Raw genomic sequence first — 13,599 nt, 5'->3', positions numbered from 1 at the left:
CCCCGGTCGGTTACTTTACCTTCGACCGCGACGGGGCCATCCGTGCCGTGAACCTCAGCGGCGCCAGGCTCCTCGGTATCGAGCGCTCCCGGCTGCTCGCCCGGCGTTTCGAGGAGTTCGTCACCGTTGCCGACCGTCCCGTCTTCACCGCATTCCTCCGGAGGGCATGCGGGAGCCGAGCCAAAGAGGCCTGTGAGCTGGCGCTTCTGAAAGAAGGAAAAGGCTCGCTATTGGTGCAGGTTGAAGCCGTGGCCGTTGCTTCAGGGCAGGAGTGTCGCGCAGCTATCCTCGATATTTCCGAACGCAGACAGCTGGAGAAAAATCTCGAAATTCTGCACACCGACCTGGCTGCCCGCGCCGCCGAGCTGGAATCCGCGAATATCGAACTGGTGGCATTCAACTACAGCGTCTCCCACGACCTGCGCAATCCCTTGACGACCATCCACGGGTATTGTCAAGTACTCCAGGACCTGCATGGCAACAGACTCGATGAACAGTGCAAGGGATATATCCGGGAAATATACGAAGGCACCCTGCGCATGAACCGGCTCATCAATACCCTGCTCGATTTTTCGCGCGTCACTCGCGTCGAAATGCGCCATGAAAAGGTTGACCTCAGCAAAGTGGCGGAAGAAGTGTCCACGGGACTGAAAGTGGCGGACCCGGAGTGCCGGGTCCTGTTCCGGATCGCACCAGGGATAGTGGCCGAAGGCGATCCGGCCCTGTTGCGGGTGGTCCTGGATAATCTTATCGGCAACGCCTGGAAGTATGCCGGCAGTCGGGAGGGGGCGGTCATTGAATTCGGCGCGACGGAGGTTGACGGCAAACCGGCCTGTTTTGTCCGCGACAACGGGCCGGGCTTCGACATGGCGTTTGCAGACAAGCTGTTCCTTCCTTTCCAACGGCTCGCAGGAACGGACGTCGCGGGACACGGCATCGGCCTCGCCACGGTGGAACGGATCGTCAGGCGCCACGGCGGGCGGGTCTGGGCCGAAAGTAAACCGGGCGAGGGAGCGACCTTCTTTTTCACTTTTAATTAACGCAAACCAGGTCCTGACCCGGCAGAACGCCTGAGCATGCCTGAGGAAGAACCAGATGGCGTGGCCGGTCATTGTGACTTTGAGCGGAGGTTGCCCGCATGGACAAGCGAACAGAGTACGTCGAAAATCTCTCTGCGCAGATGGTTGAATGGGATTTGCAGATCGAGCGGCTCAAGGACAAAGCAGAAAGCGCCACGCCCGAGGAGAAGTTTGAATATGCATACACGATCGCAGCCTTGCAGCTCAAGCGGGATGAGGCCGCGGTAAAGCTGCAAGGGATATCGGCCGCCAGCGAGGATGAATGGGAAGACCTCAAAACGGGAGCGGAACAAATCCGGGACGAGGTCGGGACTATCTTGCGCGAAGCTATCAGGAAGCGCAAATGAGCAAGTCAGCTGACTGCAGACCCGGAAAATCTGCCTAGCCTGTTTTTGGAAATGGGGCTGTAACGCGGAGGATATCTCCATGAGCGATGAAACCAGGATCAAGGGCATGGGGGCCATCCCTCATGCGGCGGGAGTTGCGTTCCGCGTGTGGGCGCCCCACGCCCGGCGAGTGTCCGTCATCGGCTCGTTCAACGACTGGGACGGCGACAGACATCCCATGCAAGCCGAGGAGAACGGCTGCTGGTACGCCGATGCGGCAGAGGCTCAAGTCGGCGATCAGTACAAGTACCTGCTGGCCACGGCAAAGGGCGATTGCAAGCGCATTGACCCTTACGCCCGCGAGGTGACCAGTTCGGTCGGCAACGCCATCGTTCACGATCCGGGCTTCGACTGGCAAGGGGACGACTTCCAACTCGCGCCGTGGAACGAACTTGTCATCTACGAACTGCATGTCGGCACGTTCAACGACCAGGTGGACGACAAACTGCCCGCCCAGTTCGACACGGTGTCGGCCCGTCTGGGACATTTGAAAAAGCTTGGCGTCAATGCGATCCAGATCATGCCGGTGGGCGAGTTTGCTGGAGATCGGTCGTGGGGCTACAACCCCGCCCATATCTTTTCGGTCGAGACCAACTACGGCGGGCCCTTGGCGTTCAAGCAGTTTGTCAAGCGCGCCCACCAGGAGGGCATAGCAGTCATCCTGGACGTTGTTTACAATCATCTGGGCCCCAGCGATCTCGATCTTTGGCAATTCGACGGCTGGTCCGAGAATGATCGCGGCGGCATCTACTTCTACAACGACGACCGGGCCAAAACGCGCTGGGGGGAAACCCGGCCCGATTACGGACGCGGCGAAGTACGGCAATATATTTTCGATAACGTCATGATGTGGCTCGAAGAATACCACGTCGACGGCCTGCGTTTCGACTGCACCCAATTCATTCGCACCGTCAATGGGTCTGATGACCTTGAGCTCCCCGATGGCTGGAGCCTGCTCCAGTGGATCAACCGCGAGGTTTCCCAAAAGTTTCCCGGCCGAATCACGATCGCCGAGGATCTGCTGAACAACAACTGGCTCACGAAAGACGTCGGCGCCGGCGGAGCCGGTTTCAGCTCGCAGTGGGACGCCATGTTCGTCCACCCCATTCGTCGGGCGGTGGCAACTCCCGCGGATGAACAGCGGTCACTCGCCGCCATCCGCGACGCCCTTTGTTACCGCTACAACGACGACGCCTTCGACCGGGTCATCTACAGCGAATCGCACGACGAGGTGGCGAACGGCAAGGCGCGCGTGCCGCAAGAGATCAACCCGAATGATCCCAAGGGCTGGTACGCACGGAAGCGGTCGACGTTGGCCGCCGCCATGGTCTTTACCGCCCCTGGCATTCCCATGCTCTTCCAGGGTCAGGAATTTCTCGAAGGCGGATGGTTCCGCGACACGGTCCCGCTCGACTGGGACCAAAGCGACGAGTTCCACGGCATCGTTCGGCTTTATCGAGATCTCATCTGGCTGCGGCTCAATCGCAACGGCTTCACCCGCGGGCTCTGCGGGCAGTTCACCCAGGTCTATCACCTGCACGACGATCGCAAGGTCATCGCCTTTCATCGTTGGGACAAGGGCGGAGCGGCGGACGACGTCGTGGTCGTCGCCAACTTTTTCCGCGAGCCGCAGGATGGCTACGTCATTGGTTTTCCGGCGGCGGGGACCTGGAAACTGCGTTTCAACAGCGATTGGCAGGGTTACAACGACGACTTCTGGAATCATCCGAGTACCGACGTAAGCGCCGAAGCAGGCGCATGCGACGGCTTTCCCTTTCACGCCGCGCTTGCCATCGGCCCTTACAGCGTACTGATCTTTTCCCAATGAACAGCTACCCGTGCAGTCGGAATTCGCTGACCTCAAGGGTCACCCGCAGTCGCTCAACTTTTACAAATTGTTTACATTAGCTTCAATGACAGTCGTAAGAACAGCCATAGAATACGAAAAGTAATTTCCCTGCATACAACACGTTTAGGGGTCCATTCATATGAAGATTCTCCTCGTTTATCCCCACTATCCGGACACTTTCTGGAGCTTCCGGAACGCCATGAAATTCATCGACAGGAAGGCGAGTTTCCCGCCGCTGGGGCTTTTGACCGTGGCGTCGATGCTGCCAGGGCCGTGGGGAAAGCGGCTGGTCGACATGAACGTGCGTCCCCTGGCCGATGAGGATCTGAAGTGGGCCGATTATGTCTTCATCAGTGCCATGACCATCCAGCGGCAGTCGGCGCGGGAGGTGATCGACCGTTGCCGGCGCCTGGGAGTGAAAACGGTCGCCGGCGGTCCCCTGTTTACCTCGTGCCGTGACGATTTCCCCGAGGTCGACCATCTGGTGCTTGGGGAAGGGGAAATCACCCTGCCGTTGTTTCTGCAGGACCTGCAGCGCGGCGCACCCCGGCGGGTCTATTCCGCCGACGGTTGGGCGCAGCTCAAGGAAACGCCCCCTCCCCTCTGGGACCTGGTGGAGATGCACGATTACGCCGCCATGAATATCCAGTACGGGCGGGGCTGCCCCTTTGACTGTGAGTTCTGCGACATTACCGCCCTGTTCGGTCGCAAGCCCCGCAGCAAGCCTCTGGCTCAGCTCATCGCCGAACTGGAGAACCTTTATGCCCAGGGCTGGCGGGGGGCCGTTTTCTTCGTCGACGACAACTTCATCGGCGACAAGCCAAAACTGAAGCGGCAGGTGCTGCCGGCCATCATCGACTGGATGGAGAGCAAGGAGTACCCCTTCTATTTTTACACCGAGGCGTCCATCGACCTCGCCGACGATCCGCAGCTGATGGAGATGATGGTCCGCGCCGGCTTCGAGGAGGTCTTTATCGGCATCGAGACGCCGCATGAGGAGGGTCTCGCCGAGAGCGGCAAGGAACAGAACAGGAGCCGCGACCTGCTCGCTTCCGTCAAGAGCATCCAGCAGGCCGGACTCCAGGTGCACGGCGGCTTCATCGTCGGTTTCGACAGCGACCCGGCAACGATCTTCGACAAGCAGATCCGCTTCATCCAGGAGAGCGGCATCGTCACCGCCATGGTCGGGGTGCTCACCGCCCTGCGCGGCACCAGGCTCTACCAGCGCCTGGAACGAGAAGGCCGCCTGCTGAAGGACTCTTCCGGCGACAACACCGCCATCGATATCAATTTCGTCCCCCGCATGCAACCCGAGGCCCTCATCGCCGGCTACCGGAAAATCCTCGACACCATCTATGCCCCCAAGCAGTACTATCGACGGGTGATCCAGCTCTTTCAGGAATATCGGCCGCGGCCGCAGGGGAAATTTCATCTGCAGCAGGGGCACCTGGGGGCGCTGTTCAAGTCGATGCTGTTCCTCGGGGTGATCGGCAGGGAGCGGTTCCACTTCTGGAAACTCTTCTTCTGGTCGCTCCTCAGAAAACCGCGCCTGTTCCCGCTGGCCATCACCTACGCCGTGCACGGTTTCCACTTCCGGAAGGTCGCAGAAAAGATCAGCGGCAGCGGGATGTTCGATGGTCACGAGGCTTGGGATGAGAAGAAAGGCTATGTTTGAGTTTTTCTCCGGCAGAAGATACCGGACAATTCCAGTGATAGACAGCAGGAGAGGTGAAGCGGCGCGGGAGTGGGGAGAGAATATCGAAGAGGTCTTGTCAGATTCAGAAAATCGACGGCTCTCCTCAGCCGAGGACGCGGTCCACCCTGGTTTTGAGGTCGATGATGTCGAAGGGCTTGGAAATAAAATCGTCGGCGCCGGCGGCAACAGCCTCCCGGCGGTCCTGCTCGCGAACCTTGGCGGTGAGGACGAGGATGTGCACGCCGGCAGTGGCGGGATCTTTTTTCAACCGGCGGGCAACTTCGTAGCCGTCCACCTCCCCCGGCATCATGATATCCAGCAGGACCAGGTCCGGGCAGGAGGTGCGTGCCGCTGCGAGACCCTCCTCGCCGTTTGCCGCAAAGAGCAGTTGACGGTCCTCCCGCCGCAGGACGATTTCCAGCAGCCGCGCCACCTCGGGCTGGTCATCAACGATCAGAATTTTCTTCAATTTTGCTTCCTTTGCCGGCGGCAGCCGGGAGGGCGAGCGGAAGAAGGAAATGGGCCGTCGTCCCGCGGCCGGGTTCGCTCTCCACCCAGATCCTGCCGCCATGCGCCTCGACGATGTTTCGGACGATGCTCATGCCGAGACCGAGGCCGCTGACGGCCGTGTCGGAAGCGTCCGCCCGGTAGAATTTGTCGAAAACCCTGGCTACCTGCTCCGGCGTCATGCCGATGCCCCGGTCGGCGACGGAGAAACGGTAGCTCCCGCCGACAATTTCGCCGGCAATCCGGATCGGGCTGCCCGGCGGCGAGTACTTGACGGCGTTGCTCAGCAGGTTCTCGAAAACTTCGGCCATCTTCGCTTTATCGACCCGCAACGGAGCAGTCTCGGCGGCAATGGACAGCTCGAAGCGGGTGCGCTCCGGACCGCTCTGGAGGAACGGCGAGAGCTGGATCACGAGTTCACCGGCCGTGCAGGGTACCTGCTTCAGAGTCAGTCCCTGTCCCGACTCGATGCGGGCAATATCGAGCAGGTCGGCCACCATCCCGGCGAGTGCGGTGGCCTGCTGATAGATGTACTGGAGGAACTCCTTATGTTCCGCGTCCGAAAGGTTCTCCGAACTCAGCAGGACCTGGGAGAAGCCGAGAATGGAGGTCAGCGGCGTCCGCAGCTCATGGGCCGCGGTGGAGATGAACTCGGTCTTCATCCGATCGCTCTCCCGCAGTGTCTCCTCGGCCCGCTTGCGCTCGGTGATATCGAGACACAACTCGACCACCCCCTCGATTTCGCCCTCGTCATTACGCACCGGGTAACCACGAATGAGCCAGACTCTGCCATCAGCGGTGGTGATCTCTGCACTATGCGGCTGGCCGGTGCGGACCGAGCCGACGACCGGGCAGTTGCTGCAGGGCGAGTGGCGTTGGTGCCAGAGCTCCCAGCAGTAACGTCCCTTTAATTGGTCGCTGGTCAGGTGGACCGATTCGGCAGCGGCCCTGTTCGCCCAGACGATCCGCATCTCCCGGTCGTGGAAGACAACGAGCTCCTCGGTACTCTCCAGAATGAGTCCCTTCTCCCATTCGGACTTCCTGAGCACCGCCTCCGCCCGCAGACGCTCGGTGACGTCGCGCGCCACGATCACCACATAGGGCGTATCGCCGAACTCTTCCATGCTCAAGAGTATTTCGACCGGCAATCTATCCCCTTCCCGGCGCCGCAGTTGAGTCGAAATCGTACGCCGCTCGGCCTCTTCCGCAGCCCCTTCCGGCCACTGCAGGCTTTCGAAGTCGACGACGTTTTCGACCGGCATCCCGATCAGCATTTCACCGGGGTAGCTCAGCTGCCGGCAGGCGGATGAATTGGCATCGACAATCTGCAGGGAATCGAGCCGGACCAGCAGAATGATATCGTTGGCATGGTCGAGCAGGGTTCGGAAGCGTTGCAGCTGGTCGAGATGTTCCCGGAACTCGGGAGAGAGGGGCGGCTGGCCGGATAGTTCATCCCGAGTTGCATCGCTGCCCGCAGAGAACGGATGCTTTTTCATGAGAATCCTCACGTCTCGCCGTGCCGGTCTGCAGCACCAGATCGCCTGGAACAACACCTTCTGAACAGCAAAATGAGTTTATATTCTACCACCTGTCAGCCGGACTGGCCATGGCCTGAAACCGGCCGCCAACGACGGGAGCAGACTGCCTTGCACGTAGAGGTCAGATCGGAGGAAAGAAGGGAAAAGCCGGGAAGAGTATTATTTCTCGGAAAAAGAATTGGCCGCGCGGCCACAGCTCGAGCAATAGAGCCAATCCGCGGACAGAGTGGTTCCGCAGCGGCAGCGGCAGCGGGCAAGAGAGCGCCGACGGTGCAGCTTGAGGCTGACCAGAAGGCATACCGCCAGCAGGTTGAGGGCCAGCAGCGCCAAGCCGAAGGGACCTAGGGTCAGGAAGGTTGCAGCGGTGCACCGTCCGCAGCACAGGGACCAGGTGTTGTAGCAAAAGACCGCCAGAACGGTGCCGCCGGCCAGAAGCAGGGCCGCCGAAGCACTCAAAAAGCGCCGTTTCATTTCTCCTCCTCTCCCCGCCGGAGACCGCAGCCGGGACAGAAGAGATGCCAGGTGGAGACATGCCGGCCGCAGCCGGAACAGCTTTCCTTGAGGAGCGTCCGGCAATGCGGGCAGAGCAGCCAGTCCGCCTCCACCGGACGGACGCAGGCGGGGCAGCTGCCGCCGGCGGCCTGCGCACTCTCCTGCCGCCGCTCCAGTTCGGCCAGGATGGCCAGGGAGAGAAGGGCCAGGCTGACGAGAAAGATCAGAACCACAACCGGCTCCTTAACCGGCCGCCGCCCGAAGCGGGACGGCAGTGGCAACATCGGAGGCGACCAGGCCGTCGCGCAGGAGCACGGTGCGATGGAACCAGGCCTGGTTCTCCGGGTTGTGGGTCACCATGACGATGGTCTGCCCCTCGGCGTTCAGTTCCGTGAGCAGCGCCATGATCTCGGCACTGGTTGCCGTATCGAGGCTGCCGGTCGGCTCGTCGGCCAGGATCAGCGGCGGGGCGTTGACCAGGGCGCGGGCGATGGCGACCCGTTCCTGCTCGCCGCCGGAGAGCTGGTTGGGCAGATGGGTCGCCCGGCCGGCCAGTCCGACGCGGGCCAGCACCTCCCTGGCCCGCTCCCGCTTGGCGCTGGCCGGCATCTTTTTGACCGCCAAAGGGAGCATGACGTTCTCCAGGGCGGTCAGGTAGGGGACGAGGTTGAAGGACTGGAAGACGAAGCCGAGATATTCGCGCCGGAAATCGGCGAGTTTCTCCTGGCCGAGGGCATAGAGGTCGATACTGTCCACGGCTACCCGCCCGGCACTGGGGTGGCAGAGCCCGCCAAGGATGGCCAGAAAGGTGCTCTTGCCCGAACCCGAGGGACCCATGACGCCGAGAAAGGTCCCCTCGGACACGCTCAGGTCGACCCCTTTCAGCGCCTCCACGCAGTCCGCCTCGCCGGCGTAGTGTTTCTTCAATCCGCTGATTTCGATAAATGCCATATTTCACCCGTTGTGGTGATTGTGTCTGTGGATAGTGATCCCGTTAAAGTCCCCCTTTGCAAAGGGGGGAAATCCGTCAAAGCGCCCGCAGCGCCTCGGTCGGGTCCATCCGGCTGGCGTGCAGAGCCGGGTAGAAGGAAGCCAGGGCGCCGACGACCAGGGCGAGCAGGAGTGAACTGCCGGCCAGCGGCAGGCTCCAGACCAGGTGCGGATGCTCCTCGGCCAGAAACGGCAGGATCAGCCGGGTCGCACCCATACCGGTAAGGTAGCCGAGCAGTCCGGCGAGCAGACTCACCGCCGCGGCCTCCATGAGAATGAGCCCCACGACGTGGCCCCGGCGAAAACCGAGCGCCCGGAAGATGCCGATCTCCCGGGTCCGTTCGTTGACCGAACCCATCATGGTGACGAAAACGACCAGGGCGCCGACCAGGATCACCACCACCGCCACGCCGAGGGAGAAGGCGCGGAACTGCTCGAGGGCATGCATGCGCGTCTTCACCACCTGCTGGATGGCGCTGACCTTGACCTCGGGCAGCACGGCGGCGATCTGGTTCACCATGTCCTCCACCGGGCAGTCGCCGCAGAGGGCCGCCACTTCCGCCAGCGAGACCAGGCCTTCCTTGCCGAGCAGGCGCTGCACGGCCGGCAGCGAGCCGATCAGCAGGTGGTCGTCCTGGGAGCCGGTCTCGCGCAGGATGCCGGTGAGGGTGAAGCTGCGACCGGCGATGACGACCGGCTCTCCCATCGCCAGGCCGAGCCGCCGGGCCACGGCGCTGCCGGCCACCAGTTCGTCGTCGGCGGCGAGCGGCCGGCCTTCCACCGACCACCAGCGCTTGACCTGGAATTCCACCTCCTGGTTCACCCCCATGATCAGCACCCGGGAGTCGCCCACTTCAACGGCTCCCAGCACCTTGGGGGTGACGGCCGCGATGTTGCGGGCATTGGGGATGTCGAATATCCGGATCAGGTCCCGCTGGCGGATCTCGTGAGCATCGACGGAGACCGCCCCGAGGGTGATGCCGCCGTAGGCGAGAGAGAGCTCATCGCTGCGCGGCGTGATCAGGATGTTGGCGCCGTAGGTGTCGAGCTTGTGCTCGGCCTCCATGGTCAGGGCCGCAGTGAGGGAGAGCAGGGTCACCACGGTGGCCACCCCGATCAGCAGGCCGGCCACCAGAAAGACCAGGCGCGCCTTGCGTCGGCGCAGATTGTTGAAGGCGATGGTTCGTAAGTTCATGAGAAGATTGTTCCCGTTCGAAAGTGTGCATTCAGGCTAAGGGCACGAGGCCCGAGGCCAAAGGGTACCTCCAATGCATGGTCCCTGGTTTATCCCTTCTGCCTCGGGCATCGGGCCTGAATTTACTGAAAATACCTTGCTCCCGCGGCAAGTTCGGTCGCAGCAATGACGAGTTTGCCGTCGGCCACGGACCGCTGGATCGGCGCCGGGTTGCAGCCGCCCTTCACCTCATTGATCAGGTCGGAGCTGAACTTCATGTTGCAGTTATTGCAGACCATGGAGTCCCCCTCCTGCCGGTACCCCTTCTTCGCATGGTAACAGACGTCGCAGGCGTCGAAGGCGGCCCGGATCACTCCGTCCTGACTCTTGAGGACGAAGAAACTGACGTTGGCCTCGCCGCTGCGGTAGCTGAAGTAGTGGGCCTTGCCGTCGCTCACCTGCGCCACCGGGATGGTCACCGCGCCGCCCTCGGCGGCCACCATCGGGTAGGCGCTGGCACCGCTGCCGCCGACGGCTTTCCAGCCGATGACGCCGGCCGCCGCCAGCACCACGAGGACGGCAACGACGAGGGGAAACAAACCACGCTTTTTTTCCTGCTGAAACTGGGCTCTTTTTTCCTGACGCTCACTCATTATTCCATCTCCTTCGAGCTCGAAATTACTTTGTCTTTTTCCAAACACCAGTCACCAGTTACGGGTATTATCCGCAGCAACCGCCGCCGCACCCCTTGCCGCCTCCGACGACTGCCGCTCGCAGCGCCGGATCGAAGATAACGACCGGGACGGCGGCGGCAAGTTCGCGGAGCCAGAGATCAATCTTCTGCCGGGCCCGGCCCTGGTCGGACTCGCCCTGCAGCACATGTTCGTCGATATTGCGCCGGATGATCAGATCCTCCTTCAATTGGCGACGGAACTCCTCCTCGCTGCCGTAACGGGCCTGGACGACGGCGGCGAAGTCGGCGCTGGCAGCCTGCAGCTTCTGCAGTTCCAGATCGACCTCCCCCTCCTGCACCACTACGCCGTTTTTCTCGGCGGCGGCCAGCAGTATCTCCCGCTGCAGGATCTCTCCCCAGACATTCTTGAGCAGTCCCTGCTTCGGCGCGGCGGCCTCGCTTTCCCGACGGGAGAGGGCCGCGGCGAACGCCTCGCGGCTGACCAGCTTCTGGCCGATGCGGCCGACGAAGCGGTCGGCCAGCCGGGCTTCATCCTCCCGCAGCGCCTGGTAGTCGGCAGCCGACAGGTCCTGGCTCAGCACGGCCGGATAGCCGGCTTCGGTAATGCGTCCGGCGATGGTCGCGGCATCGATTCTGGCGGGCGCGTATTCCACCCGCGCCCGGCTGGAGGTGACGCTGACCTCCACCGCCCCGACCCCCTTGACGCCGCCGAGGGCGTTCTGGATGTTCTGCACGCAGGAGCCGCAGGAGAGGTTCTGCACCGAAAATTCGGCCAGGGCGAAAGCGTCGGGACGGGAAGCCGTCCAGGCGAAGCCGCCGGCGGCGACCAGGGCGAGACCCACGACAAGGGCAATCAGCAGGCGGAATTTCATGGTCGGACACTCTCCTTCGAGATGTAAAAAATCGAGCCTTTTTGCGTCGTGCTCAGGACCTGGACAAAGGCAACACGGAGGCAAAAGTGTTACCGTCACGGACATCTTTCATGTCTCGTGCCAGTTTTGGCAGGGCCGGCAACCGACCGTAATAACTTGAAAAACAACGGGAATATCGAAGCGGACGGCAAAAAGGAGTGTGGAATAGACTGCAGAGGGCTGAGGAATATTCTACAGAAGGAAAGAGGAGGGTATCATCCGCTTTACCGGCCGTCAGGCGGATGGGAGGGGCGGAGGATGAAAATGCCGATTGCGCTCGTTACACCTCCAGCACCCACTCTTTCCCCTGCTTCTTCACCCCTTCTTTCATGGCAGCGAGGAACTTCGACCTCAATTTGTCGCTCAACAACGCCTTCTTCACCGGGGGAAGCCTCAAAAAGCCGCCGACAAATGCGCGCATGAACTTTTCGTTGATGCTTTGCGGGTCGGCAAAGATCTGGTTGTGCAGGGTTCCCCGTTCCAGGCATTGCAGTATCAGCCTCTCGAATGTTGTCTCGGGGTGAATGACCCGCTGCTTCCGCTTTGCAAGGCGGCAGGCCTTCGTCGGACATTTCAATGCGCAGACGCCGCACCCGATGCATATGGAGGTATCGACCCGCGCATCCCGCTTTCTTTTCCCTTCCGGGTTTGCCGCGGCATTCATGGCAATTGCGTTGATCGGACATGCCTTTTCGCATTTTCCGCAACCGACACACGATTCGTCCACGATCTCGGCGATGCAGGTCGAGGTTACGATGGCGTTGGGGTAGCCGTATTTGCTGATGCCGAGAAGAGGGCCGCAGCAGCATTTACAGCAATGGCAGACGAATTTGATGTTTTTTTGGACGTTGTCGGCGCCGAAGACGAGGCCCATATCCCGGGACTGGGCGAAGTTTTCCATCATCTCGCTCCTGCTGACTTCACGGGCCAGCTTGTTCCGGATCATGAAGTCGGCGGCACGACCGAACTGGGAGCATTTCTCCAGCGGCACATCGCACGTTTTTTCTCCCACGTGCAGTTTCTTGTGTCGGCAACTGCAGAGTCCGATGGAAAATTTATCGTTCGCCTCGATCAGCGCCGATGCCTTCTCATAGTCCAGCACCTCGAAAAATTCCGATTCCGGCACCGCCTCTTCATGGGGCATCGCCCTAAGGTTGAAGAGCTGTTCTCCCTTGCCGAAATTTGCAGTCATAAAGGAGGGATCGACCTCCATATACTCATGGAGCAGCTTTGCCCATTCTTTGCTGTCGGCGTTCGGTCCCATTCTCATCATGGTGAACTCGAAGATGCCTATCACCATCGGCGACGGCACGTACTGATACGCCCCGTTCAGCCACAGATCCATCACCAGACCTTTCGCCGTCAAACCGTCCAGGAGCCGGCGGAGTTCCGATTTCTCGTACCCGGTCGTCTTTTCCAGCTGCTGGAAACTGGACAAGCCGTACGGCATCCTGATAATCAGATCCGCCTCCTTCTCGGAGTAAAGCGCCTTCAGAATTGCGTGCAGCTTGTCGTTCCACGGAGCCCGCGTCTCCAGTCCATCTATTTTCTTGCCCAGCTTCCTGAAAATGTCTTTCCCAACCAGATGTCCCATGGTTAACCTCCAAAAACAGTTGGGCGCCCCAAAAGGGGTCAACTGGCATTATTCAGCTAACGTCGTGGGCGGTGAGTGGGATTCACCGCTCTACCGGCTCGGTTGCACACACCATCATGAGCAAGTCAGCAGCACACCGACAACCATTAGCCAGTCGTTTATTGGTCTGGAGCAGGGGGCCGATTAAGAATGCTAATCACGTCCGTAGCGATGAAGGTCCGGTCCCGTTTGCGTTCAGTCTGCGGCGTGATGATCCCAATATCTCGCATGACGCGCAATGCGGCATTGGCCGTCGGGAATGAGGTATTGAACGCCTCCTGGATCAAGCGGACCGTGACAACCGGGTGAGCGATGAGGTATTCAGGGAGTCGGTGGGGTAGGGCGTCGCTCCGGACGTTGCTGGTGCGAACGAGCGTCTTCCACTGATCGAGAAGGGCGGCCAGCCGTTCCGCTGTTTGTATGGTCTCCCGTGCGGCCACCTGCACCCCCTCGGCGAGGAACCGGACCCACGGCACCCATTCCCCACGCAACTGCACCGCGCCCAGCGTGTCGTAATATTCCTGCTGGTTTTCCTTGAGAAACCCGGCCAGGTAAACGGGGCAATAACCTTCGGCGGACAGCATGAGCGGCAGAAGGAGCCTCCCTACGCGGCCATTGCCGTCGATGAAGGGGTGGATCGTCTCGAACTG

Annotated in this window: 14 protein-coding genes; 4 read left to right on the top strand and 10 right to left on the bottom strand. The window is 61.1% G+C overall.

All coding sequences use genetic code 11. The annotated features are described in order from the left end of the window. The 4 genes from VD811_12515 to VD811_12500 all read left to right on the top strand — a co-directional run. Positions 1–1,040 (top strand): ATP-binding protein (locus VD811_12515; GenBank protein ID HXV21801.1); only part of this gene is annotated, 1,040 nt, incomplete at its 5' end. A gap of 98 nt (positions 1,041–1,138) precedes the next feature. Beyond that, a complete protein-coding gene (locus VD811_12510; protein ID HXV21800.1) occupies positions 1,139–1,426 on the top strand; it encodes a hypothetical protein in 288 nt (95 codons plus the stop codon). Positions 1,427–1,505: 79 nt separating this feature from the next. Then, positions 1,506–3,293 (top strand): alpha-amylase family glycosyl hydrolase, encoded by a 1,788-nt coding sequence (locus VD811_12505; GenBank protein HXV21799.1) that lies wholly within the window; start codon positions 1,506–1,508, stop codon positions 3,291–3,293. A 160-nt stretch (positions 3,294–3,453) separates the two neighbouring features. Continuing rightward, positions 3,454–4,989: a B12-binding domain-containing radical SAM protein gene (locus tag VD811_12500; protein HXV21798.1), complete on the top strand. Its 1,536-nt coding sequence runs from the start codon at positions 3,454–3,456 to the stop codon at positions 4,987–4,989. A 124-nt stretch (positions 4,990–5,113) separates the two neighbouring features. Here VD811_12500 and VD811_12495 read toward each other — a convergent pair whose 3' ends face one another. The 10 genes from VD811_12495 to VD811_12450 form a co-directional block, all read right to left on the bottom strand. Continuing rightward, complete coding sequence (locus VD811_12495) at positions 5,114–5,479, bottom strand: response regulator (protein HXV21797.1); 366 nt, start codon at positions 5,477–5,479, stop codon at positions 5,114–5,116. Further along, positions 5,457–7,013, bottom strand: coding sequence for a PAS domain-containing sensor histidine kinase (locus VD811_12490; GenBank protein ID HXV21796.1), 1,557 nt, complete (start codon positions 7,011–7,013; stop codon positions 5,457–5,459). The genes VD811_12495 and VD811_12490 overlap by 23 nt, the downstream gene beginning before the upstream one ends. A gap of 201 nt (positions 7,014–7,214) precedes the next feature. Further along, the gene (locus tag VD811_12485) at positions 7,215–7,526 is read right to left on the bottom strand and encodes a hypothetical protein (protein ID HXV21795.1); all 312 of its coding nucleotides are present in this window, start codon (positions 7,524–7,526) and stop codon (positions 7,215–7,217) included. Further along, on the bottom strand, positions 7,523–7,780 hold the full coding sequence (locus VD811_12480; protein ID HXV21794.1) for a zinc ribbon domain-containing protein: 258 nt from the start codon (positions 7,778–7,780) through the stop codon (positions 7,523–7,525). Before VD811_12480 ends, VD811_12485 begins: the two co-directional genes overlap by 4 nt. A 10-nt stretch (positions 7,781–7,790) precedes the next feature. Beyond that, positions 7,791–8,498 (bottom strand): ABC transporter ATP-binding protein, encoded by a 708-nt coding sequence (locus VD811_12475; GenBank protein HXV21793.1) that lies wholly within the window; start codon positions 8,496–8,498, stop codon positions 7,791–7,793. Positions 8,499–8,574: 76 nt separating this feature from the next. After that, complete coding sequence (locus tag VD811_12470; GenBank protein HXV21792.1) at positions 8,575–9,732, bottom strand: ABC transporter permease; 1,158 nt, start codon at positions 9,730–9,732, stop codon at positions 8,575–8,577. Between the two features lie 122 nt (positions 9,733–9,854). Next, the gene (locus tag VD811_12465) at positions 9,855–10,364 is read right to left on the bottom strand and encodes a DUF2318 domain-containing protein (GenBank protein ID HXV21791.1); all 510 of its coding nucleotides are present in this window, start codon (positions 10,362–10,364) and stop codon (positions 9,855–9,857) included. Between the two features lie 67 nt (positions 10,365–10,431). Then, positions 10,432–11,277, bottom strand: coding sequence for a cation transporter (locus tag VD811_12460; GenBank protein ID HXV21790.1), 846 nt, complete (start codon positions 11,275–11,277; stop codon positions 10,432–10,434). Between the two features lie 319 nt (positions 11,278–11,596). Further along, positions 11,597–12,910, bottom strand: a complete 1,314-nt coding sequence (locus tag VD811_12455) for a 4Fe-4S binding protein (protein HXV21789.1) — start codon at positions 12,908–12,910, stop codon at positions 11,597–11,599. A 158-nt stretch (positions 12,911–13,068) separates the two neighbouring features. Next, the coding region (locus tag VD811_12450; protein HXV21788.1) for a Fic family protein at positions 13,069–13,599 on the bottom strand (531 nt) is incomplete at its 5' end.

The organism is Desulfuromonadales bacterium (genome assembly GCA_035620395.1).
Classification (GTDB): domain Bacteria; phylum Desulfobacterota; class Desulfuromonadia; order Desulfuromonadales; family DASPGW01; genus DASPGW01.
The sequence above is the reverse complement of the archived record's forward strand: the minus strand, read 5'-3'. Positions and strand labels throughout refer to the sequence as shown.

Coding starts and splice junctions, on each gene's coding strand:
- VD811_12455 (HXV21789.1), bottom strand. CDS start 12,910: ATGGGACATCTGGTTGGGAAAGACATTTTCAGGAAGCTGGGCAAGAAA.
- VD811_12500 (HXV21798.1), top strand. CDS start 3,454: ATGAAGATTCTCCTCGTTTATCCCCACTATCCGGACACTTTCTGGAGC.
- VD811_12475 (HXV21793.1), bottom strand. CDS start 8,498: ATGGCATTTATCGAAATCAGCGGATTGAAGAAACACTACGCCGGCGAG.
- VD811_12485 (HXV21795.1), bottom strand. CDS start 7,526: ATGAAACGGCGCTTTTTGAGTGCTTCGGCGGCCCTGCTTCTGGCCGGC.
- VD811_12505 (HXV21799.1), top strand. CDS start 1,506: ATGAGCGATGAAACCAGGATCAAGGGCATGGGGGCCATCCCTCATGCG.
- VD811_12490 (HXV21796.1), bottom strand. CDS start 7,013: ATGAAAAAGCATCCGTTCTCTGCGGGCAGCGATGCAACTCGGGATGAA.
- VD811_12470 (HXV21792.1), bottom strand. CDS start 9,732: ATGAACTTACGAACCATCGCCTTCAACAATCTGCGCCGACGCAAGGCG.
- VD811_12465 (HXV21791.1), bottom strand. CDS start 10,364: ATGAGTGAGCGTCAGGAAAAAAGAGCCCAGTTTCAGCAGGAAAAAAAG.
- VD811_12460 (HXV21790.1), bottom strand. CDS start 11,277: ATGAAATTCCGCCTGCTGATTGCCCTTGTCGTGGGTCTCGCCCTGGTC.
- VD811_12510 (HXV21800.1), top strand. CDS start 1,139: ATGGACAAGCGAACAGAGTACGTCGAAAATCTCTCTGCGCAGATGGTT.